Here is a 21,441-nt window from a genome sequence, read left to right on the forward strand (position 1 = left end):
CCGATCGGCCCTGCACATTCCGTTTGAGAAAGTTTGCTCATGCAAGCCAAGCGCAGACGTTCCCCTGCTGCGACTATCGCGCTCCTGCCGACATGGATCGCAGCGATCTTCATCTATATCGGCACCATGGTCTGGTCCGTGAGGCTGTCGTTCACGGATTCGACCATATTTCCTTCGTCCAACTATGTGGGCTTTGCTCAATATGCCAAGCTGTTCCGGACGTCGAGATGGCTCGCATCCCTGGAAAATGTCCTGATATTCGGCGTGCTCTATGTTGCTGGCTGTCTCGCCCTCGGCTTCGTTCTGGCGGCCTCGCTTGACCGCAAGGTGCGCTTCGAAGCCGTGTTCCGCACCATTTTCCTTTACCCCTATGCCATGTCCTTCGTGGTCACCGGCCTCATCTGGCAATGGATACTGAACCCGACCCTCGGCATTCAGGCAACCGTGCGGGCGTTGGGCTGGCAGAGTTTCACATTCGACTGGATCGTCAGTCGCGACATGGCGATCTATACCGTCGTCTTCGCTGGCGTCTGGCAGGGGGCAGGCCTCGTCATGGTGATCGCGCTTTCCGGCATGCGCGGCATCGGCGATGAACAATGGAAGGCCGCACAGATCGACGGCATCCCGATCTGGCGGATCTATCTGTCGATCATCCTGCCGCAGCTCGGACCAGCACTTGCCGCATCGGGAATGCTGCTCTCCATGGGCGTAATCAAGACCTATGACCTCGTCGTGGCGCTGACCGGCGGCGGACCGGGCACCGCGACCGAGGTGCCGGCTAAATTCATCATGGACAATCTGTTCGAACGCCAGAATCTCGGCCTGGCGAGCGCGGGCGCCACGGTGCTGGTGCTCTCCGTCGTCATGGCCGTCGTCCCGTTTCGTTATGCGCTTTCCATGCGCAGGAGAAGAAGGTGAGCGCACTGATGGCCACTCTTCACGCCCGCGGCCCGAAACCCTCACGGCTCACAATCGGCCGCATCGGGCTCTATGCCTTCCTGATCCTTGCGGCGCTGTTTTTCCTTTTGCCGCTCTACACGATGCTCGTCACCTCCTTGAAGACGATGGAGGAAATCCGTCAGGGTCGTATCTTCGCACTGCCTGATACCGTCGATTTCGACGCCTGGAAAACCGCCTGGTCAGGGGCCTGCATGGGCACGCAATGCCTGGGCGTGCGCGTCGGTTTCTGGAACTCGGTAAAAATCACCGTGCCGGCGGTCGTCATTTCCGTCTTCATCGGCGCGATCAACGGCTATGCTCTTTCCTTCTGGCGGCCGAAAGGCTCTGGCCTGCTGTTCGGGCTTCTGATGGCCGGCGGCCTGATCCCCTATCAGATCTTCCTCTATCCGCTGGTGCGGCTGCTCGCCAATGTCAGCCTCTACAATTCGGTGGCCGGAGTCGTCCTGGTCCATGTCATTTTCGGCCTGCCCTTGGTCACGCTGCTCTTCCGCAACTATTTCATGGCGATCCCCGAAGAGCTCTGCAAAGCGGCTCGCGTCGACGGCGCCGGCTTCTGGCGCATCTTCCTCGAGATCATGCTGCCCATGTCGGCTCCGATGGTCGTGGTCGCCTCCATCTTCCAGTTCACAGGCATCTGGAACGACTTCCTGATCGGGCTGGTTTTTGCCGGGCGGGACAATCTGCCGATGACGGTTCAGCTCAACAACATCGTCAACACGACCATGGGCGAGCGCACCTACAATGTGAACATGGCCGCCACCATCCTCACCGCCTTTGTCCCGCTCGCCATCTATTTTTTCTCCGGCCGCTGGTTCGTGCGCGGCGTCGCCGCCGGCGCAGTCAAGGGATAATGCCATGCAGCCTGCCGTCTCCATAAAGGATCTCAAGATCGCCTATGGCGATCACGCGGTCATCGAAAAGCTGTCCATCGATATCGCGCCACGCGAATTCGTCGTGCTACTGGGGCCGTCCGGCTGCGGAAAATCGACGCTGCTGAACGCCATCGCGGGTCTGCAGGACATTGCCGACGGCGAGATGTGGATATCCGGCAAGAACGTTACCTGGGACGAGCCGAAGGACCGCGGCATCGGCATGGTCTTCCAGTCCTACGCGCTATATCCCCGCATGACGGTCCGCAAGAACCTGTCCTTCGGCCTGCGTGTTGCGGGCTTGCCCAAAGCCGAAATCGAAGCGCGCGTCGCCCGCACCGCATCGCTTCTGCATCTCGACAAGCTGCTCGACCGAAGACCATCGGAGCTGTCCGGCGGCCAGCGCCAGCGCGTCGCGATTGGCCGCGCCCTGGTGCGGGAGGTGGACGTCTTCCTGTTTGACGAGCCACTCTCCAACCTTGACGCCAAGCTGCGCAACGAATTGCGCGTCGAGATCAAGAAGCTGCATCAGAGCCTTGGCAATACGATGATCTATGTGACGCACGACCAGGTCGAGGCGCTCACCCTCGCTGATCGCATCGCGATCATGAAGGACGGCGTGATCCAGCAGCTCGCCGCTCCATCCGAGATCTACCATCGCCCGGCCAATCTCTTCGTCGCGGGCTTCATCGGCGCGCCGGCGATGAATTTCATCGAGGGCAGGACCGCCCTCGAGACCGGCACACCCGTCTTCGAAAGCAACGGACTGAGGATCGATCTTTCCGGCTATCCTTTTCTGACTTCCATCAAGGCCGGCCCGACCACGCTCGGCATCCGGCCGGAACATCTCGCGCCCGACGGAGCGGCAAGGGGTTGGCCCACCATTTTGGGCACCGTCTCCGTTGTCGAGCCAATGGGCGCGGACACGGTGATCTGGTTCGACTTGGCCGGCGACAGCCTGTCCTGCCGGGTGATGGGCGATGTGGCTTTTGCGCCGAAGACGCGGATCGCGCCTGGTCTCGATATCGCCAAGATCTCCCTTTTCGACGCCCATGGCGCCCGCCTTTAACACTGCTTTCAGTTCATACGGAAATTGTTCATGTCTCAGACTGTCTACGATGCGTTGGTGATCGGTTCTGGCGCGGCAGGCTCCTTCGCCGCCAAGGAACTGACAGCACAAGGCCTGTCAGTGCTGCTGCTCGAGGCAGGCCGTGCCGTGACGCAAGATGACTTCGATCCCGCCCGCAAGAAGGAGCCGGCCAGTAGCATCAATATCTGGGAGCGGGCGCGCGCCACGATCAAGGGCCAGCCTATTCAGGCCCGTGCGGCCTTCTTTACGGAACGTTTCAGCCACTTCTTCGTCAACGACCGGAAAAACCCTTATACGACCCCCAAGGATGCGCCGTTCCTGTGGATTCGCGGCCGCCAGGCCGGCGGCCGTCTGCACAGTTTCGGCCGTGTGTTGCTGCGTTGGACCGACGATGATTTCAAGATCAGGTCCCGGACGGGCAAAGGCGTCGACTGGCCCGTTTCCTACGACGAACTCGCACCCTACTACGCCGAAGTCGAATCCTGCCTCGGGCTCTATGGCAATAAGGACGGCGTTGAGACCTTGCCGGACGGCATCTATGCGCATCCGGCCGACCTGACGCCTGCCGAAGAGATCTTCAAGAAAGAGGTGGAAGGCCGCTGGCCCGAGCGGCGCGTCGTCTCCTGGCGCTATATCGCCCCGGACGCAGAGCGCACGCCGAAGCCCTTGCGCGAGGCGCTTGCAACCGGTCGCCTTACCATACGCCATGACGCCATCGTCCGCCGCATCACGACGGACGACAGGAATGGCCGGGCGACCGGCGCGGAATTCATCGACCGGCTAACGGGCGACGTAGAGAATGTGCACGCTACGCTCGTGGTGCTTGCGGCATCGCCCATTGAAAGCGTCCGGCTGCTTCTCAACTCTGCATCCGCCAGACACCCCGAGGGGCTGGGGAACAGCTCAGGCACGCTCGGGCGCTATTTCATGGACCAGCTTCCCTGCCTGGCCTTCGGTTCCTTCCCGAAGGCCAAAGGCTGGGCCCACGATGCCTCTGCCCCGACCGATCCATTCTATAATCCCTCCGGTGGCATTTTCATTCCGCGTTTCGGCAGGGGTGACGCCGCCCGTGGCGATTTCGATTATCAGGGCAGCGTCGGGCGCTCACCGACCCCTGGTGATCAGCCCTCCCGGCTTGCTTTCTTCGGGTTCGGCCGCATGCTGCCCAATGCGGACAATCGCATCACACTCGATGCCCGGCGCAGGGACGCCTGGAATATTCCTGTCCCCCACATACGCTGCGCGATGTATGATGAGGAGCGCGCATTGCTGGCCCAGCAGGAAGAAACGATGATCGATCTGGTGCAGGCGGTCGGCGGTGAGCTTGAATTCATCGGCTCGCCCACCGGGCTCAAGGAAATGGGGCGCGGCGCCTTCCCCGACGCCGATCCCTTCAGCCGCTTCATGTTCCGCAAGTGGTTCCGCAAGACCATGTGCGTGGGCGCCGCAATTCATGAAACAGGCGGCGCGCGGATGGGGGATGACCCTGAGAATTCGGTGCTCAATCCCTACAACCAGCTCTGGGATGCACCCAATGTCATCGTCACGGACGCCAGCGCTTTTCCCGGCAGCGGCATCGCCGGCACGACACTCACTGTCATGGCATTGGCGATCCGCGCCTGCCGGAATCTCGGACCAATACTGAGGGAAACGCGTAGACAGTCTACGGCGACCAGCGACGCAAAATGATAACGCCTTAGGGGGACTGGCGTAGCGATAACTTAAGGTCCCACAGCGGCGGAAATGTTCGAGCCATCGACGATTGTCCGCTTCCTGCATCCATCCATTGCGGGATGTCCCGTTTGGCATGAAGCTCGCGCCATACGTCAAGATATCCTGTCTGGTTAGTGATCCTGTCGCACGTCATTCGCAGGCCGCGACCTTGGTGAGGCGCGCAGGTGACGCTGACGCGTTTACGCCCGGCGGGCGAGATCTTTCGCCGCCGGCTCACCCAAAGTGGCTCATCGTCCGACTGGTGTGGAGCGGGCGGGCAGCTACGCGCCGCAACCGCTTCATAAGCTTTGGCATTGGTCAGCCTTGATCAGGAAAGCCGGCTACATTTCAGACTTCAGCTTCTGACCGACGGTTCGAACCACCTCCAGGAAGTTCCGCAGGGCTTTTCGTGCGCCTCGCGGTTGCCATCCGATAGCCATTTCCCAGGCAATGTCCGCAGGTGTGTCAACCAGTGGGATAAATGCTACGCCAGCGATCCTCATCGTCGTCGCGCCCGTGGGCACCAACGACACGCCCAACCCGGCGGCGACCAAACTCAAAATTGTATGCATCTGCCGTGCTTCCTGGACGATGTTTGGTACGAACCCCGCCGCCCTGCAGGCATTTGTAATCTTCCCGTGAAGCGTCGGGCCTTGCTGGTGGGGAAACATAATGAAATCGTGTCCAGCCAGATCAGCAAGCCGACAGAAGTTCAACGCAGCGAGTGGATGATGCGATGGCACTGCGACAATCAGCTTGTCCCGGTGGATCAGTTCCACCGCGAGGCCATCGACGGTCTTGATCGGTGGATGGAAGAAGCCAAGGTCGATATCACCGCCCGCAAGGCCGGCCAGTTGCGCCTCCGTGGGACGTTCATCGAGGCGAATTGTCGTATCGGGCCAAATCTCATGGAAGGCGCGAATGGCCTGAGGAAGCAGACGGTAGAGAGCTGCGGAAACAAAGGCGATGGAAATCTGGGCAAGGTCGTCTGAAGCCGCGCGGCGGGCCAAACGAACGGCGTCTTCAGATTGCGCGATCGTTCGACGAGCCTCCTCCAGAAACACGCGCCCGGCTGCGGTGAGGCGCACCGCGCGTTGGGTCCGCTCGAATAGCGGAAATCCCAAGCGCTCCTCAAGCCTCTTGATCGATTGGCTAAGTGGCGGTTGCGCCATGCCGAGTCGGGCGGCGGCGCGTCCGAAATGCAGTTCTTCGGCCACGGCAATGAAATGCCGCATATGGAGGAGGCTGGTCATCATATCGCAGCAATATCAATAAACACTGTTTTGATATTGGAAACGTCTGCCCGTCGCAACGATTTAGAGTCGATCCAGCCGAAGCCACCCTTGGCTGGGCCACGATTTTGAAGGAGCAGACCATGCAAAGACTCGCTGTTTACTGCGCTACCATCGCAGCCACCTTCGGTGCTGTGCCTGCACTCGCAGAAGTCGAACGCAAGGATTTCCGGATAAATGCCGCACCCGGTATCGAACTGGCCATCCGCGAAGTCCAAAATACAGGGCCAAAGCGCAATGGGTCGCCGATCGTCCTTGTCCATGGAGCGCGGGTGCCGGGTATTGCCTCGTTCGATCTGCCGGTCGAAGGAGGATCGCTGGCTGCTGAGTTGGCAACCAGAGGATATCGAGTGTTCATTGTCGACGCCCGTGGCTACGGAGGATCGGACCGTCCAGGACAGGATGGTCCACAGGAGGGCAGGCCGCTGACCCATTCCAACGAAGTCGCCCGCGACATCGATGCTGTGGTCGAGGCTATCCGGGATCGGACTGGCAGCCGGCAAGTAAGCTTGCTCGGCTGGGCCACCGGCGGGCACTGGGCAGGCATGTACGCGTCTCTTTTCCCGGAAAAGGTCAGCCACCTGGTCATCTACAACTCGCTTTACGGTGCCACCTCTGGACATCCCACACTTGGCGCAGACAGCGAGAACGCCGACCCGAATGATCGCCGTCGCTTCAATGTTGCGAAATTCGGGGCATACCGATTGAACACGGCCGCTTCACTCATGCCCTCCTGGGACAAATCCATTCCTGCCGAAGACAAGCAGAGCTGGCGTGATCCGGCGGTGGTCGAAGCCTATCAACACGCGGCGTTGGCCTCCGATCCGATAGCTGACGATCGGGAGCCAGCTGTATTCCGCTCCCCTTCCGGTGCGATGGAAGACAGCTTCTATCTTGCCTCCGGCAGGCAGCTTTGGGACGCTGCGTCGATTACCGCACGCGTGCTGATCATCCGTTCTGAGAACGATTTTTGGAGCCGTCCTGATGACGTAAAGATGCTGGAAGGCCACCTCGTCAATGCTGCCCGTGCCCGTAGCGTGACGATTCCTGACGCCACGCATTATGTCCACCTCGATCGTTCCGAGCGCGGCCGTTCCCAATTCATCGCGGAAGTGGTGAGTTTCCTTTCGGAATCCGTCAACACCGCAAGCCCGTAGGTTCATGCTCAACGGCTGTGGCTCGGCGAGCCTCTAAGCAACGCCCAAATCCGCATCAGGTCGGGCTCCCGTGACAGCGACCGTCGCAGCAGACGAGATAAGTAAATTCCGACGGAAGATTTCGCGTTGGATTGGGATTCGCATATCGAGCTCCACTTCGTTTGTTAGGTGGCATAAGGGGCGAGATTGCTAAGGCCGCGGGCCTGCAAGGGACGTTGGTGCCAAACCACAGAATGATTGGTGGTTTGCGCTGCACACAGCTCTCGATCGGATCCATGAATGGAACACCCATAGGCAAACACAAGGATGTGCCCATGGATCTTTTCACACCACGTCACTTTGAAGGATCCGGTCGGCACATTATCGAGCGCATGCGCCTCGACAGACGATATCCCTAGATTCCTCCTCAGAGCCAGCTCGTTTCGGGAGCAGATTTTGAGGATTGATCTAAGAGATCGTTTGAAAACGGGATGGCGGTTGAGGCGGCCATGATTCAAGCTTCTGATGTGAAAAGCAGCGAATTGGGCGTGGATGGCTGTCGGTGTTGGGCTTCCTCAGTCGTCCTTTGTCAGACGAGGCGACTTGTCGATTGAAAAATGACACCTTGGAGATTGGAAACATGGCGCTCAAGCGAATGGACAACGTAGGAATCGTCGTCGAAGACCTCGGAGTGACGATTGATTTCTTTCGCGAACTCGGCCTCGAGCTCGAAGGGCGGGCCACGATCGAAGGAGAATGGGCTGGACGCGTCACAGGACTGGGCGATCAGCATGTCGAGATTGCCATGATGCGAACACCGGACGGCCACAGCCGCCTCGAGCTCTCCCGCTTCCTCACGCCGCCTGTCGTCGCAGATCACCGCAACGACCCGGTCAACGCCCTAGGCTACCTCCGCGTCATGTTCACCGTGGACGACATCGACGAGACGCTTGACAGGCTCCGCAGGCGCGGTGCGCAGCTCGTAGGCGAAGTAGTCCAGTATAAAGACGCGTATCGGCTCTGCTATATCCGTGGGCCTGAAGGGCTTCTCATCGGACTCGCCCAAGAACTCAGCTGAGCGCAATACGAAGGACAAATGGTGAAGAGTGACCAATGTCAGCCAGCGCGTCCGGGACCGACCGCCTGTTCGAGGTTCCCTCCACGGTCGGCCGCGTTCTCGCAAGCACGATTAGGTCGTCAACCGGAGCGGACCTTCGGCTGGATGACACGATGGCGGCGCTTCGTCCGCGACTACGAGGTCTGCATCGACGTGGCAGAAGCCATCTCCATGTCGCCATGGGCGGTCTTCTGCTCCGACGTATCAGCCACTGACGTTCTCAAACCGCTCTAAGGCTTGCCTCCTAACGCAGTGCGGCGGCTCACTATCCAGCCATGCTCACCACTGACCGGCGTCGAAGAGCAGACGAACGGCCGCTGAAAAGCCCTATCAGGCCGTTCTTCCGTCAGGCTCTGAACCGATCGAATGCCGTCAGGTGTAAAGTTGGCGGGTCCGCCTCGTCCCATTGATAAATATCCGAGCGCAGATAGTGAAGCTCCTCGCTGAGATCATCCTCATCGAGTTCGATCCACCAGGACTTCGGACGGCCGTCGCTGCCGTCCGACCAACGATAGCCCCTCGCCTTCAACTGATCCTTCATGTCAAACGGGCTGTGCTCCGCAAAGATGCGAACCCGCGAACGCTGGCTGGCGCGGTAAAGTTCGCTGAACGGTGTCTCTTCAGTGGCTCGCTGCTGATCGAGGACTTCCAGGAGCGCGAAGCAGTCATCAACGGCGCGGTGGCCTTCGTGGAAATAGCCAGCCTGTCCGACGAGGTAACCGAGCTTCGTTCCCTCGAAGCCGCGGGCGCTCCAATCGATTTCCGAGACTGAACAGGCCCAGGCTTTACCGGCAAAGATGGTCGAAAAAGCATCGCAGAACGGCCGGTCAAAACCGGCGTTATGGGCAATGATCAGATCTGCCGGTTCAATCAGCCTGCGCAGGGACTGGATGTCGATGAACTGTCCTTCGACTAACGCGTCCGTGATCCCCGTAAGCCGGGTGATCTCTGGTGGGATGGGTTTGGATGGCCGCTGCAGGCCGCCATAGACCCCGATGATGTCGCCGACAGCTCCATCATCGTTGAATGTGAAGGCAACAGCGCCGATTTCGATAATCTCGTCGTTACGGTGGTTGAGCCCCGTTGTCTCCGTGTCGACAATGACGCCAACACGGGAAAACTCAGGCCGTCTGACCGCGGCAACAGGGCGAGCGACGTGTCTTCTGAGGATACGATAGTTTCCGGTCTCTTCAAGCTTTCGCGCCATCTCGTCGTCGGAGCGCGCGACAGCCTGTGAGCGTCGAGAACGAGATTGAGCAGGCGCGATCGCTTTTTCCACCGTCGGAGACAGCGCATTCGCGAACAAGTCCAGTTGGGAATCCATCTTTTACTCTCACCGCATGGTCGCAAAGGATAGTGGCGCTCAGCATCGCGAGCAACGAAAGATGCGGTTTATGCACTGGTTCTGAACGATCGCCAATCCGTGGGACCCTTGACCAGCCCCAGGGCGAAAAGGTCATCAACCGGAACACGTTTGAGGACGCCTTCAACAAAGCAAGCTGAAGGCGTCACGCCTGCCACACTGCTCGTTACTGCTGTCGAGTCCGACCCGACCGAACTGACTTTGCAGCTCGGCGCAACGAGATGGGAGGGCAATGGAATTGCCCTCCTACAAACGATCAGGCTGCTTCGGCAGAAAACCGCGCAAATAGCGGCTTGAGACGGGGATGACGCTCCGCCCGAGGCGGATGAACCTGGACGGTTCGACCGGATTTCGTCTCGCGCCTGAGCCATTCGCTGATGGTCTCTGCACTGGTGTGATCCATGAAACGCAGGTGTTTGCCGATGATATTGACTTTGCGGCCTTCGGGCAGCCCTTCGAGCGTGCTGAGTAGCGCCGGCACGTCCTTGCAGGTGAGCGCTCCGCCCAGTCGGACATGAATTTCATCGTCGACTTCGGAATGCCTGATCGCGAGCTTTCGGCGCAGATAGGGAAGAACTTCGAGGATCGACAGCGCCAGGCCGAGCGCCACACCGACCAGCAGGTCCTGCAGGACGACCATGGCCACCGTGACGGCCCAAATTCCAACCGGCATGAGACCATGGTGCTCGAACAGGTGGCGTACGTGGTGAAGGCTGATCAGCCGCCAGCCGGTGACGAGCAGTACGGCGGCGAGCGCCGTCAATGGTACCATTTCCAGCAATCCCGGCAAAAGCGCCATCAGGCCCAGGATCCATGCCCCATGCAATACTGCCGAGGTCCGCGTGCGAGCCCCGGCCTGGATATTGGCTGACGAACGGACGATGACACCGGTGATAGGCAATCCCCCGAGTAATCCGCAGAGCCCGTTACCGACGCCTTGGGCGAAGAGCTCCTTGTTGAAGCGCGTGCGCTCCCCGTCGTGCATGCGATCGACGGCGGCCGCCGAAAGAAGCGTTTCGGCGCTCGCAATGACGGTAATCATCAGAATCGTCAAGATGATGCCGGGCTGCACTAGCTGGGCAAAGCTCTCGGCCGCCGGTATCGATATGCTCTCTGCCAGTGAGGCAGGCACTTTCACGCGGGCTATCGGGAGGTCAAGTGTGGTAGCCAAGACCGTGGCGGCAGCAACGCCGACAAGGGCCCCAGGAAGCGGCGCCAGAAATTTCGGGCGGAATTGTTCCCAGCAGACCATCGCGAGGAGAGCGATGAGACCGACCAGAAGCGCGACGGCCTCGTTTGTCACGCTGGTGCCCCACAATCTACCGACGCTCTCGTTGATCGCGGTGATATTCTCGATGCCGCCGGCGGCAGGCCTGGCATCCATGAGCACATGGATCTGCCCCAGGATGATCAAAATGCCAATGCCAGCCAGCATGCCGTGAACGACGGCCGGCGAAATTGCTCTGAACCAGGAACCGATCCTTAGGAAACCCGCTATGATCTGCAGCAAGCCGACAACGAGCAGCACGGGAGCGAGCATGGCAACGCCATACTGTTCGATGAAGCCGAAGACGATGACAGCAAGACCGGCGGCAGGCCCGGAGACCTGAAGAGGCGAGCCCGCCAGGAGGCCGACGACGAGGCCGCCTATGATACCGGAGATTAGTCCCATAGCCGCAGGCACCCCGGAGGCGATCGCAATTCCCAGGCAAAGCGGAATGGCGACAAGAAAAACCACCAGAGACGAAGCGAGATCGCGCGAGAAAGCAGAGCCGTTGTTTATCATGGCGTTACTCCCCGGCAAGCGTTGCAGCGGCCCGCGGCATGACATGCGGGTGATCTCGTCCTATGACGGCGACCGGCAGCGGCTCGCCCTCTTGCACATCGGTAAATGTCGCCAAGACCCCGTCATAGACCTGGACCTCGCCCGTTCCAATGTCGAAGAACCAGCCGTGCAGCGTGATTTCGTTGGTCGCGAGTTTTGCAGCCACCGCTGGATGGGTCTTCAAGTGGTCGAGCTGAACGACGACGTTTTCCATCGCTACAGCCCGCACGCGGTCAGCTTCGGAAAGGTCGTCAGGATAGGCCTGGCAAACAATCGAATAGGCAGCGTGGCTGTGCCGCAGCCAGGCTGCGACATTCGGCATTGGTTCCAGCATTGCTGGGTGGCACAACCCTTTCATCGCCCCGCAATCTGAGTGACCGCAGACAACAATGTCGCTGACGCCGAGGGCTAGGATGGCATATTCGATTGCGGAAGAGACGCCGCCATTGAGGGTCGAGAAGGGGGGAACAATATTGCCGGCATTGCGGCAGACGAAGAGATCGCCGGGACCGGACTGTGTTATCGTTTCCGGCATCACCCGGCTGTCGGCGCAAGATATCATCAGGGCATGTGGCTGCTGGCCTTCGCGCGCGAGCTTGCGGTAAAGCGCCGAATGACTCGGGAATACGGCGCCGCGGAAGCTGGAGATACCTTTCAGGAGATCACCCATATTTTCGGATCCTCTTTCTGGCCGGACGTCGGACTGGGAGGAGCACGTCTCTCATCCGGCGGGTTGCAAAAGCGATCTGTTCGCAGATGCACAATAAAGGGAGAGAAGAGATCAAAAACAGAGCCACGCAGCATATTGCGGCGCAACATTTTTCAATAAAACGTGATTTACGCAATCCTAGATGGCATTTATCTCAACGCCGAACCCTTGGATCACTGAGAAAACTCGCGTAGGCGGGCCTGAGCGAGCATCAAACGACTAGTCACTCGTCCGCAGAGATGGCGCGCCGCTCTCAGAGCTGGCGGGACGCCTCCGGCTGTCAGGCGGATTTCGCCGGGCCTGAATTCGGGCAGCTTCTCCACGGTCTCGCTCCGCCCAAGAGCCTCGGCAGCCGAGGCAAGCCCTCACAGCGGCCGGGCAATGCGATTGCTAGTGAAGACACCGATGACCAAAAGCACGATGGTTGTTATCCCGAGCGAGAACAGCGATTGCGTGTTCCACTGGCAAGCAGGACTTCCTGGCGAAGGGGAGCAGGCAGGGATTCGAGCAGGCTCGCAGGCAATGCGGTGCGGCTGAAGAACTCGCCCCTGGTGGCCGCCCGCAGGGCCTCGTCGCGCTCGCCCCAGGAGATAAGGAATGCAAGGGCCTGCGATACGACGGGCGCAAGCAGCATGAATTCGATGAACTGGGCGGCGAGGCTCCTTTTCCACCATAGCATCATCCGGATGCCACCTCTGCAGAAAAGCGGTAGCCGCCGCCCCAGTGGGTCTTGATGATGGCGGGATTTTTCGGATCGAACTCGATCTTCTTGCGCAAGCGGCTGACTTGGTTGTCGATGCTGCGATCGAAAAAATCTGCGGTGCGGCCGACGGTCAGATCGAGAAGTTGGTCACGGCTGAGGACGAGGCCCGGATGTTCCAGGAAGGCCTTGAGCAGGCGAAACTCCGCGATGCTGAGCGCGATGCCGACGCCGTCCTCGCCGATCAGCTCTCGGCGCCCGACATCGAGCCGCCATTGATCGAAGGTCACGGTTTTCGACTTGATCGTCTCGCGCTGCTGCTGCGGCAGGCTGTTGACCCTGCGCAGCACGGCCCTGATGCGCGCCAGAAGCTCACGCGGGTTGAAGGGCTTGGTAAGATAGTCGTCGGCGCCGAGCTCCAGTCCGATGATGCGGTCGGTATCGTCCGCCATCGCCGTCAGGAAGATGATCGGTATCTCCATCGTGCCGCGCAGCTGGCGACAGACTGATAGACCATCCTCCCCCGGCATCATGATATCGAGAACGATCAGGTCCGGGGCGCCACGTTCGACGATGCGCCGAAGAGCCGCGCCGCTTTCGGCGACGCTGACGTGGTAGCCCTGCTGGGAAAGATATTTGCCGACGAGGTCACGGATGTCCCGGTGATCGTCTACGACGACGATATGGTGTGCCGTTTGCATAGAGCGCCTCACGCAAGGAATGAAGATATGAACGGCAATATAAAGTGACGGAAAAATCCGGCACCTCCAAAAGTGTATCAAAGTTTGCCGAAACCGGCGATCCGGTTACCTGACGAATGCCCGCCATTCCAAGGAATAGCCTGAACTGGCGGGTCCGTCTTCGGTCTCGTCTAAGCTTGAATGAAGACATGTCCGGACGGCTTGAGACATTTCGCGACAATTCCCTACCCGTCTGGCACATCTCTGCGACAAACCGCCCTTAGCCTGCAAGCGTCGAAACGATCTGCATCGAAGCAGCCGTTCATCCGCATCCGTGCAGTCCCAAGTCCCAACTATGCAGGACGCAATGACACAAGGACTTTCAATGAAACCAATCTGTCTCGGCTCAATGCTGGTGTTCTCCCTGTCGCTGGCGGCTGGCGGCCGGAGCCTGGCGCAGGAGCCGGTCAATCCGGTGGGCGAACGGCTGTTCCGCACCCGTTGCGGCACCTGCCACAGTGTCAACATCGGCGAAAACCGGATGGGGCCGCATCTTTCCGGCCTTCTCGGTCGGTCGGCGGGAACCATTGAAGGCGCACGCTACTCGAAAGCGCTCGGCGGGTCCGGCATCGTCTGGGACGAGGAGAGGCTGCAGGCCTTTCTGGCCAATCCGCGGCAAGTCGTTCCCGGCACGACGATGACCGTCACTATTCGTGACGAGGCGCAGCGATCGGCGATCATCGCCTATCTGCGCAGGCTTTCCTCCGTCGACTAAAGCGCATGCGCCGGGCGGGGAAAAGACGGAGCGGAAGCTCCAGTAGCAGCCCGAGATCGGATCGTCCGCTCTCAGGCAATTCAAACTCCAACCAGAAGTGAGGCATTCATGAAGAATTTTCTCATCGCATCGGCAGCCTCCGTCGGCCTTCTTGTGGCCGCAGGCAATGCCTTGGCCCAAGGGTCCGGTTGCACGCGGCTCCCGTCCGCCAGCTCGCAATCGCAGCCGGCTCCCCCGGCCGACCAGTCTGGCTCGGACGGGCAGCGCAACGCCAGCTGACCAGGATACCACCCCTGCATCCTGATCGAGCGGCACGCGATGGCGGGAAATCCGCCATCGCATCTTGGACTTCTTTCAAGAGATTGGAGCATGTGATGGTTCAACTCACCATTAACGGCGTGGCCCGCGATATCGACGTGGATCCTGAAACGCCTCTTTTATGGGTTTTGCGTGAACAGGCCGGCCTGACCGGCACCAAGTTCGGCTGTGGCATTGCGCAATGCGGCGCATGCACGGTGCACATCGACGGCGTCGCCACGCGCTCCTGCGCTATGCCGGTCAGCGCGATCGACGCAGCCCAGGAGATCGTCACGATCGAAGGGCTTTCCCCGGAGGGCTCCCATCCGGTCCAGCAGGCATGGCTCGCGCTCGACGTGCCGCAATGCGGCTACTGTCAGGCCGGCATGATCATGGCGGCCACTGCCCTGCTGAACACGACTCCGAACCCAACGGATGACGATATCAACGCGGAAATCACAAATATCTGCCGCTGCGGCACCTATAACCGGGTGCGGGCCGCGATCAAGCTCGCCGCTGCAAACAGCAGTGCCGCGCAGAAAGGCTGAGGGTAGAACGATGAATGTGGTCACGCTATCACGCCGCAAGTTTCTGATTGGTACGGCCGCGGCGGCCGGCGGATTTTCACTCGGCTTTCAGATTCCGCTACCGGCAAATGCCGAGCAGGCGGCATCGGATATATTGCCGGAAGTCAACGCCTGGGTTCTGATCCATCCGGACGACACCGTCGTCATCCGCATCGCCCGCTCGGAAATGGGACAAGGCACGCTCACGGGACTGGCGCAGCTCGTCGTCGAAGAGCTCGAATGCGACTGGTCCAAGGTTACGACCGAATATCCGACCCCTGGGGAGAGCCTTCGACGCGAGCGCGTCTGGGGTAGTTTCTCGACCGGGGGCAGCCAGGGAATTCGCGGCTCGCACGAATACGTCAGGCAAGGCGGAGCTGCCGCACGCGAAATGCTTGTTGCAGCCGCCGCCAGCACCTGGAATGTTCCGCGTTCCGAATGTTCCGTTCAGAACGGCATCATCACCCATCCCGCTTCCGGACGTACGACGCCTTATGGCGCCGTGGCGACGCTTGCCACGCAGATGCCAGTTCCGAGCGCGATCGCGCTCAAGGACCCGAAGGACTGGAAGATTGCCGGCAAGCCGCTTCCGCGCCTTGATACCGCCGACAAGCTCACCGGAAGGCAGATCTACGGCGCCGATGTTCAACTTCCCGGAATGCTGAACGCCTCGGTGAAGGCCTGCCCGGTGTTCGGTGGCAAGATTGCAAGCTTCGATGCCGCCGCCGTCTCGGCGAGGCCGGGCGTGCGCAAGGTCGTGCAGGTCGATGAGGCAACCGTGGCCGTGGTTGCCGAGACCTGGTGGCAGGCGCAATCGGCGCTCAACGCACTTCCGATCGTCTGGGACGATGGTCCGAACAAAGCCGTTACGAGCGCCTCCATCGCCGCAATGCTCGCCGAAGGCCTCGATGCAGACGACGCGTTCCTCGGCACTTCGACAGGCGATGCGCCCGCAGCACTTCAGGAAGCAGCACGGGTCGTCACGGCAACCTATTCCTTCCCCTATCAAGCCCATGCCACGATGGAGCCGATGAATGCGACAGCACGGTATACGCCAGACAGATGCGAGGTGTGGGTGCCGACACAAAACGGCGAAAGCAGCCTTGCGAACGTGGCGGAAGCCTCCGGCCTGCCGATCGGACAATGCGAGGTCTACAAGCTGCATCTCGGCGGCGGCTTTGGCCGGCGCGGCTCCAACGAATCCTACGTCCGCCAAGCGGTTACGATCGCCAAGGAGTTTCCAGGCACGCCGGTGAAGCTGATCTGGTCGCGTGAGGAGGACATGCTGCACGGCTCCTATCACCCGACGACGCAGTGCAGGATGCGGGCCGCACTCGATGCCGACGGCAATCTGACGGCGCTTCACATGCGCATCAGCGGTCAGTCTATCCTCTCTTCGCTCCGTCCGCAGATGTTTCGCGAGAACGGTCACGACCCAATCGTGTTCCAGGGGCTGAACGCCAGCGGTAGCGAGGGTGTCTTTGGCTACACCATCGCCAATCTCCTCATCGACCATGCCATGCGCAATCCTCCCGTACCACCCGGCTTCTGGCGTGGCGTAAACCTCAACCAGAATGCCTTCTACGTGGAAAGCTTTTTGGACGAACTTGCCCATGCGGCCGGAACCGATCCCCTCGATTTCCGCCGTAAGCTTATGGCTGACCATCCGAAGCATCTGGCGGTTCTGGAGGCCGTCGCCGAACGCATCGGCTGGGAAACGCCGGCGCCGCAAGGCATATACCGTGGCCTTGCGCAGATCATGGGTTTTGCCAGCTATGTCGCTGCAGCCGCGGAAATCTCCATCACCGACGGACAGTTGAAGATCCACCGCATCGTCGCCGCGACGGACCCCGGACATATCGTCAACCCCGCCCAGGCCGAACGCCAGGTCGAAGGGTCCTTCGTTTACGGTCTCTCCGCCTGCCTCTACGGCGAATGCACCATCAATGGCGGCCGCGTTGAACAGGAGAATTTCGACACCTACGAGGTGATGCGGATGGAGCAGATGCCGGCGGTCGAGACAATCATCATGCCGTCCGGTGGCTTCTGGGGTGGCGTTGGCGAGCCGACCATCGCCGTCGCCGGCCCGGCCGTCCTGAACGCCGTCTTCGCCGCTACTGGCAAACGGATCCGGCAACTGCCGCTGAAGAACAATAGCCTTTCATAAACAAGGGGATATGCAGCCTTTTACAAGGGAAAAGGGGTTCCGCAACGAATGCCGGGAGGCCTCTTTGCGGGCCCAACCTCTAGGATCAACCAAGCGAGTTTGTCATGCGCCACGAAGACAGAGATCAAGAACCGGACTATCTGGAAGAGTATCTGCTCCGCCGTCGGCATGCGATATCCGACCAAGTCGTCGGCGTCGCACTTTTCGCATTCTCCATTCTGGCGATGGCGATAGGCTTGGACGCCGCGTCGGTGCGCACGGCTCCGGCCCCCGTCCAACCTCTGTCGGCATTGGTGACCGCGAGGCCTCCAACGCCCTGCATCGACGACAGGATGCCGGCGGGAGGCCGCTCGGAGGCGATGAGATCGCGCCATGTTCTGGACCAGAACATCAATACGACGCTCGCCCTTCGCAAAGTGTCGTCGAGATCGATCGCAATCCGCTGACAACTTGGCAGATAGCCGCGTTTGTTTTGGCCGTTTTGACCCCAACGTGCGCATTGAACATTGACCCCGACCTTGGCCCCCATGGCCAGGACGTCACCGACCATCTTTGCAAACCGCACCGTAATCGGCAGGCCGTCGTTGAAGTTGCACGAATCTAATTGATTTTGTTGAACCTCATGATGTCGGCAAGAACGTCATCAATTTTGGGCATATTCTTGATGCCCAAGAGGGTGATGTGAAGCGGGTTTGGTATCTCGGGCCGATATGGGTGTCGAGCTGCGGCACATAGCCATTGGTCCACAGATAGTCGTCTTTTCGTCGAGGATCGACCCAGTGCCGCGCAGGACCGGATAATCGTCGTCGCGAAACACTTGGTCTCTCCGCCGGTCGTAGGATGCGCACGCCCACGACATTGTCTCCTTGGGCGCCGCTTGCGAAAACGCGTCCCACTCCTCGTCGTTGGAATAGGTCTGGCCGTGAATGAACTGTTCGCGCAGGGGCTGCGCGTAATTGTCCTGGTGGGTCTCAAGGACCATCGAAAGGAGCGAGCCTCGCCTCCCGTCGAGATGCTTGTCACGCACTCAATCGCGGCCTACATAGTCATCTCGCACACTCGATCTGTGTTTCGTGCCGCGCTTATAGAGCAGCGGCATCGGTTCAACGAAGCTATCAGTCGGAGGTCAGTGCAGGATCTGGCTGAGGAAGAGCTTTGTCCGCTCGTGCTGCGGGTTGTCAAAGAACTCGGCCGGCGCGTTCTGCTCGACGATCTGGCCCTGATCCATGAAGATCACGCGGTTGGCCACCTGGCGGGCGAAGCCCATCTCGTGGGTAACACAGACCATGGTCATGCCCTCTTCGGCAAGCTGAACCATCGTATCCAGCACTTCCTTGATCATCTCCGGATCGAGCGCTGATGTCGGTTCATCGAACAGCATGATGCGCGGGTTCATGCAGAGTGATCGGGCAATCGCCACACGCTGCTGCTGGCCGCCGGAGAGCTGACCCGGATACTTGTTGGCCTGCTCGGGAATCTTGACGCGCTCAAGATAGTGCATCGCGATCTCATCGGCCTTTTTCTTTGGCATCTTGCGCACCCAGATTGGTGCCAGCGTGCAATTTTCGAGGATTGTCAGATGCGGGAACAGATTGAAGTGCTGGAATACCATGCCGACCTCGCGGCGCACTTCGTCGATCTTCTTCAGGTCGTTGGTAAGCTCGATACCGTCAACGATGATCTTGCCGCTCTGATGTTCCTCCAGCCGGTTGATGCAGCGGATCATGGTCGACTTGCCCGAACCGGATGGCCCGCAAGCGATGATGCGCTCGCCGCGCATCACGTTCAGGTTGATGTCCTTCAAGGCATGGAAGTCGCCATACCACTTATTTAAGCTCGTCAACTCGATAGCAACTTCCTCATTCGGAGAAACAGGTTGATGGCTGGACTGGCCCACAATGGATAAAGTCATGCAATCCTCTCAATGACTGATGCGGCCACGCCGTTCCAAGAAATCGGAAAAACGGGCGAAAGAGAAAGAGAGCGCGAAAAAAATCGCGCCAATGAACAGAAACGTTTCGGCCGCTGGCGATGGCCATGCTGGGTCGGCCAACGCCGCCTTGCCCGAGCTGATGAGATCAAACAGTCCGACGACAAGCACCAGGCTGGTGTTCTTGATCATCACAATGATCGTATTTGCAAGAGCGGGGATGGCGATACGAATGGCTTGCGGCAGAATAACGAGTTGTTGCGTGCGCCAGAACGAAAGACCGAGAGCTTCAGCGGCCTCGTACTGCCCACTCGGGACGGCCTGCAGGCCGCCGCGGATCACCTCAGCCAAATAGGCCGACGCAAACAGCGTCAGAGCGACCAACGCACGTACAAACTTGTCAGGCAAGAGATAGTCCGGCAAGAACAGCGGGAGCATAATCGACGCAACGAACAGGATAGACAGCAGCGGGAGTCCACGAATCCCCTCTATGAAGGCCACTGCCATAATTCGTACAGTTGGCATCGTCGTAGAGCGTCGTGCGAGTGCCAACAAGACGCCGACGGGAAAAGCGACCCCAATGGCCACAACAGTCAAAATAAGGGTTACTGGAAGTCCGCCCCAGGACGATGTGGGAACACTTACCAGTCCGAGACCACCACTCATCAGCCATCCGACGAGCGCCAGGGCTGCGATCCAAAGTTGTAAAAGTTTCGGCGTCCAACTGGCGGGTCGAACCGACCAGGCGAGAAGGGCAATGATCAGGACGCAAACCAGTGCCGGACGCCAACGCTCGTCAAAAGGGTAGATCCCAAAAAGCAATTGGCCGGATTTTGCGTAGATAAAGCTCCAGCAAGCGCCGGAAGCCGCACGGCATGCGTCGGGATCAGGGTCAAACAGAACCGCGTCCAAGAAGAACCACCGAAACATCGGGGGCACCGTAGCAAACAGGCCAGCACCAAAAATGATGCTGAGCGTTGCATTCAAGGGTGTACCGAAGAGAAGCTTGGCTGTTTCGCGAGCCCTGCCGGCCAAAGCTCCCGATGAAACTGGAGGCATAATTGGCTGCCCTACGAGTTCTGCGGATATTGGTTTCATAGTCATCGCTCCACTATTGCGATACGACGGTTGTACCAATTCGCGGCAGCCGACAAAGTCAGGTTCAGCGCAAGGTAGACACCGAGGATGATAAACAGCCCTTCGATCGAATGACTCGACTTGCTTATGGTCGTGTTCATAACCGCCAGGAAATCAGGATAGCCAACCGCAATCGCAAGCGTCGAGTTCTTGACGACGTTGATGTATTGGCTGTTCAGAGGAGGCACGATTATGCGCAACGTCTGCGGGATGACGATCAGTCGCAATATACTGGTTCGGGACAGACCGAGTGATCGGCCGGCATCCCATTGGCCCTTTCCAATGGCCAATACGCCGCCCCTAACGATTTCCGCAACGAAGCCGCTGGTGTAGATCGTCAAACCGACCAGAATTGTGCTGAGTTCCGGTGTTAGCGTGATCCCTCCCCGGAAACTAAAACCCGTAAAGACCGGCCAATCTACATTGGCTGGCACATTTGCCACCCAGATACCGATTGCCACTGCACCCACCAAGGTGAGGATCGAACGCGAATGAATTTGCGGAAAGAACGTACGGAATGCTCGCGCTCCAAGGAAAAGAATCGCCAGGCCAAGGAGACCCCATCCAATTGATTGCAAGCTGAGGTTGACGGACGGCATCACCATACCACGCATTGACACGTAGGTGCCGGGCGCAAGATTGAAGGCTTCGGTAATCGGCGGAAGTACCTTCCACCACAACGAATAGAGAAAAATGAGCAGGACAATTGGAGGGGTGTTGCGCGCGACCTCGATCCAGACCTTGCATGTGCCTGAGGCGAGTGGATTGCTGCTCAGGCGCGTGATTCCCAGGATCAGGCCTATGATCGATGAAAAGCCGATGACCAGTGCCGAAATAAGGATCGTGTTGGCGATCCCGACAACAATCGCCCAATAGTAGGGGTCTCGCGGTCCGTATGACAGCATCGACTCGGAGATCACGAGCCTTGACGGCATAGTGAGGAAGTCAAAGCCTATCGGGATGCCACGCGCTTCGAGATTGGTGACCGTCGTGGTGAAGAGGAGAGTCGCAAACCCAATGAGCACCAACAGTAAAACACCCTGAACGGCAATCGCTCTGGCCTTCACGTCGTTGAACATCTGACTCTCCTCACTTCTGCTTGTATGGACGGTAGT

20 protein-coding genes and 1 pseudogene are annotated in these 21,441 nt (G+C 59.5%); 12 read left to right on the forward strand and 9 right to left on the reverse strand.

From position 1 onward, the window contains the following. Window positions 1-39 precede the first annotated feature (39 nt). From N2599_RS33365 to N2599_RS33380, 4 genes are read left to right on the forward strand one after another with little or no spacing between them, the layout of a single operon-like run. Window positions 40-918, forward strand: coding sequence for a carbohydrate ABC transporter permease (locus N2599_RS33365; RefSeq protein ID WP_027513057.1), 879 nt, complete (start codon window positions 40-42; stop codon window positions 916-918). A gap of 8 nt (window positions 919-926) precedes the next feature. Next, entirely contained in the window at window positions 927-1,811 is an 885-nt protein-coding gene (locus tag N2599_RS33370) for a carbohydrate ABC transporter permease (protein ID WP_027513056.1), read from the forward strand. Between the two features lie 4 nt (window positions 1,812-1,815). Continuing rightward, window positions 1,816-2,898 carry an ABC transporter ATP-binding protein gene (locus tag N2599_RS33375; protein ID WP_027513055.1) on the forward strand — a complete coding sequence of 361 codons (1,083 nt, stop codon included), beginning with the start codon at window positions 1,816-1,818 and terminating at the stop codon, window positions 2,896-2,898. Between the two features lie 30 nt (window positions 2,899-2,928). Beyond that, window positions 2,929-4,608: a GMC oxidoreductase gene (locus N2599_RS33380; protein WP_051336802.1), complete on the forward strand. Its 1,680-nt coding sequence runs from the start codon at window positions 2,929-2,931 to the stop codon at window positions 4,606-4,608. Window positions 4,609-4,973: 365 nt separating this feature from the next. On the opposite strand, the gene N2599_RS33385 is transcribed toward N2599_RS33380, so the two are convergent. Further along, window positions 4,974-5,849 carry a LysR family transcriptional regulator gene (locus N2599_RS33385; protein ID WP_260308517.1) on the reverse strand — a complete coding sequence of 292 codons (876 nt, stop codon included), beginning with the start codon at window positions 5,847-5,849 and terminating at the stop codon, window positions 4,974-4,976. A gap of 158 nt (window positions 5,850-6,007) precedes the next feature. On the opposite strand from N2599_RS33385, the gene N2599_RS33390 reads away from it, so the two are divergent. From N2599_RS33390 to N2599_RS33400, 3 genes and pseudogenes are all read left to right on the forward strand, one after another. Continuing rightward, complete coding sequence (locus N2599_RS33390; RefSeq protein ID WP_037143592.1) at window positions 6,008-7,081, forward strand: alpha/beta fold hydrolase; 1,074 nt, start codon at window positions 6,008-6,010, stop codon at window positions 7,079-7,081. 619 nt (window positions 7,082-7,700) lie between these two features. Then, the gene (locus N2599_RS33395) at window positions 7,701-8,138 is read left to right on the forward strand and encodes a VOC family protein (protein WP_027513052.1); all 438 of its coding nucleotides are present in this window, start codon (window positions 7,701-7,703) and stop codon (window positions 8,136-8,138) included. A gap of 126 nt (window positions 8,139-8,264) precedes the next feature. After that, window positions 8,265-8,392: pseudogene (locus N2599_RS33400) on the forward strand (IS5/IS1182 family transposase); the annotation flags it as partial. A gap of 131 nt (window positions 8,393-8,523) precedes the next feature. Here the strand turns inward: N2599_RS33400 and N2599_RS33405 are convergent. From N2599_RS33405 to N2599_RS33425, 5 genes are all read right to left on the reverse strand, one after another. Then, window positions 8,524-9,501, reverse strand: a complete 978-nt coding sequence (locus N2599_RS33405; RefSeq protein ID WP_027513051.1) for a 3'-5' exonuclease — start codon at window positions 9,499-9,501, stop codon at window positions 8,524-8,526. 295 nt (window positions 9,502-9,796) lie between these two features. Next, the gene (locus tag N2599_RS33410; RefSeq protein WP_027513050.1) at window positions 9,797-11,326 is read right to left on the reverse strand and encodes a SulP family inorganic anion transporter; all 1,530 of its coding nucleotides are present in this window, start codon (window positions 11,324-11,326) and stop codon (window positions 9,797-9,799) included. 4 nt (window positions 11,327-11,330) lie between these two features. Continuing rightward, window positions 11,331-12,035, reverse strand: a complete 705-nt coding sequence (locus N2599_RS33415) for a carbonic anhydrase (RefSeq protein WP_027513049.1) — start codon at window positions 12,033-12,035, stop codon at window positions 11,331-11,333. A 466-nt stretch (window positions 12,036-12,501) separates the two neighbouring features. Further along, complete coding sequence (locus N2599_RS33420) at window positions 12,502-12,756, reverse strand: hypothetical protein (RefSeq protein WP_027513048.1); 255 nt, start codon at window positions 12,754-12,756, stop codon at window positions 12,502-12,504. Then, complete coding sequence (locus N2599_RS33425; RefSeq protein ID WP_027513047.1) at window positions 12,753-13,475, reverse strand: response regulator; 723 nt, start codon at window positions 13,473-13,475, stop codon at window positions 12,753-12,755. Before N2599_RS33425 ends, N2599_RS33420 begins: the two co-directional genes overlap by 4 nt. A 364-nt stretch (window positions 13,476-13,839) precedes the next feature. Between N2599_RS33425 and N2599_RS33430 the strand changes: the two genes are divergently transcribed. The 5 genes from N2599_RS33430 (at window position 13,840) to N2599_RS33450 (ending at window position 17,705) form a co-directional block, all read left to right on the forward strand. Further along, window positions 13,840-14,229, forward strand: coding sequence for a c-type cytochrome (locus N2599_RS33430; protein WP_027513046.1), 390 nt, complete (start codon window positions 13,840-13,842; stop codon window positions 14,227-14,229). A gap of 108 nt (window positions 14,230-14,337) precedes the next feature. Next, entirely contained in the window at window positions 14,338-14,508 is a 171-nt protein-coding gene (locus N2599_RS33435; RefSeq protein ID WP_156915361.1) for a hypothetical protein, read from the forward strand. A 95-nt stretch (window positions 14,509-14,603) separates the two neighbouring features. Then, window positions 14,604-15,074, forward strand: a complete 471-nt coding sequence (locus N2599_RS33440) for a (2Fe-2S)-binding protein (RefSeq protein WP_027513045.1) — start codon at window positions 14,604-14,606, stop codon at window positions 15,072-15,074. Window positions 15,075-15,084: 10 nt separating this feature from the next. Continuing rightward, window positions 15,085-17,259, forward strand: coding sequence for a xanthine dehydrogenase family protein molybdopterin-binding subunit (locus N2599_RS33445; protein ID WP_027513044.1), 2,175 nt, complete (start codon window positions 15,085-15,087; stop codon window positions 17,257-17,259). Between the two features lie 104 nt (window positions 17,260-17,363). Continuing rightward, complete coding sequence (locus N2599_RS33450; protein WP_027513043.1) at window positions 17,364-17,705, forward strand: hypothetical protein; 342 nt, start codon at window positions 17,364-17,366, stop codon at window positions 17,703-17,705. 680 nt (window positions 17,706-18,385) lie between these two features. Here N2599_RS33450 and N2599_RS33455 read toward each other — a convergent pair. From N2599_RS33455 to N2599_RS33465, 3 genes are read right to left on the reverse strand one after another with little or no spacing between them, the layout of a single operon-like run. Next, window positions 18,386-19,171 carry an amino acid ABC transporter ATP-binding protein gene (locus N2599_RS33455; protein WP_087001040.1) on the reverse strand — a complete coding sequence of 262 codons (786 nt, stop codon included), beginning with the start codon at window positions 19,169-19,171 and terminating at the stop codon, window positions 18,386-18,388. 9 nt (window positions 19,172-19,180) lie between these two features. After that, window positions 19,181-20,287 carry an amino acid ABC transporter permease gene (locus N2599_RS33460; RefSeq protein ID WP_244564597.1) on the reverse strand — a complete coding sequence of 369 codons (1,107 nt, stop codon included), beginning with the start codon at window positions 20,285-20,287 and terminating at the stop codon, window positions 19,181-19,183. A 2-nt stretch (window positions 20,288-20,289) separates the two neighbouring features. Beyond that, window positions 20,290-21,405, reverse strand: a complete 1,116-nt coding sequence (locus N2599_RS33465) for an amino acid ABC transporter permease (protein WP_027513039.1) — start codon at window positions 21,403-21,405, stop codon at window positions 20,290-20,292. Window positions 21,406-21,441: the final 36 nt, after the last annotated feature.

This window comes from Rhizobium sullae (genome assembly GCF_025200715.1).
In the GTDB taxonomy this organism is placed as follows: domain Bacteria; phylum Pseudomonadota; class Alphaproteobacteria; order Rhizobiales; family Rhizobiaceae; genus Rhizobium; species Rhizobium sullae.

What these genes read in the sequence shown, in the direction of transcription:
- N2599_RS33430 (WP_027513046.1), top strand. Translation starts at nt 13,840, where the DNA reads ATGAAACCAATCTGTCTCGGCTCAATGCTGGTGTTCTCCCTGTCGCTG.
- N2599_RS33435 (WP_156915361.1), top strand. Translation starts at nt 14,338, where the DNA reads ATGAAGAATTTTCTCATCGCATCGGCAGCCTCCGTCGGCCTTCTTGTG.
- N2599_RS33455 (WP_087001040.1), bottom strand. Translation starts at nt 19,171, where the DNA reads ATGACTTTATCCATTGTGGGCCAGTCCAGCCATCAACCTGTTTCTCCG.
- N2599_RS33445 (WP_027513044.1), top strand. Translation starts at nt 15,085, where the DNA reads ATGAATGTGGTCACGCTATCACGCCGCAAGTTTCTGATTGGTACGGCC.
- N2599_RS33380 (WP_051336802.1), top strand. Translation starts at nt 2,929, where the DNA reads ATGTCTCAGACTGTCTACGATGCGTTGGTGATCGGTTCTGGCGCGGCA.
- N2599_RS33365 (WP_027513057.1), top strand. Translation starts at nt 40, where the DNA reads ATGCAAGCCAAGCGCAGACGTTCCCCTGCTGCGACTATCGCGCTCCTG.
- N2599_RS33425 (WP_027513047.1), bottom strand. Translation starts at nt 13,475, where the DNA reads ATGCAAACGGCACACCATATCGTCGTCGTAGACGATCACCGGGACATC.
- N2599_RS33420 (WP_027513048.1), bottom strand. Translation starts at nt 12,756, where the DNA reads ATGATGCTATGGTGGAAAAGGAGCCTCGCCGCCCAGTTCATCGAATTC.
- N2599_RS33405 (WP_027513051.1), bottom strand. Translation starts at nt 9,501, where the DNA reads ATGGATTCCCAACTGGACTTGTTCGCGAATGCGCTGTCTCCGACGGTG.
- N2599_RS33395 (WP_027513052.1), top strand. Translation starts at nt 7,701, where the DNA reads ATGGCGCTCAAGCGAATGGACAACGTAGGAATCGTCGTCGAAGACCTC.
- N2599_RS33410 (WP_027513050.1), bottom strand. Translation starts at nt 11,326, where the DNA reads ATGATAAACAACGGCTCTGCTTTCTCGCGCGATCTCGCTTCGTCTCTG.
- N2599_RS33440 (WP_027513045.1), top strand. Translation starts at nt 14,604, where the DNA reads ATGGTTCAACTCACCATTAACGGCGTGGCCCGCGATATCGACGTGGAT.
- N2599_RS33450 (WP_027513043.1), top strand. Translation starts at nt 17,364, where the DNA reads ATGCGCCACGAAGACAGAGATCAAGAACCGGACTATCTGGAAGAGTAT.
- N2599_RS33370 (WP_027513056.1), top strand. Translation starts at nt 927, where the DNA reads ATGGCCACTCTTCACGCCCGCGGCCCGAAACCCTCACGGCTCACAATC.
- N2599_RS33415 (WP_027513049.1), bottom strand. Translation starts at nt 12,035, where the DNA reads ATGGGTGATCTCCTGAAAGGTATCTCCAGCTTCCGCGGCGCCGTATTC.
- N2599_RS33465 (WP_027513039.1), bottom strand. Translation starts at nt 21,405, where the DNA reads ATGTTCAACGACGTGAAGGCCAGAGCGATTGCCGTTCAGGGTGTTTTA.
- N2599_RS33390 (WP_037143592.1), top strand. Translation starts at nt 6,008, where the DNA reads ATGCAAAGACTCGCTGTTTACTGCGCTACCATCGCAGCCACCTTCGGT.
- N2599_RS33375 (WP_027513055.1), top strand. Translation starts at nt 1,816, where the DNA reads ATGCAGCCTGCCGTCTCCATAAAGGATCTCAAGATCGCCTATGGCGAT.
- N2599_RS33460 (WP_244564597.1), bottom strand. Translation starts at nt 20,287, where the DNA reads ATGAAACCAATATCCGCAGAACTCGTAGGGCAGCCAATTATGCCTCCA.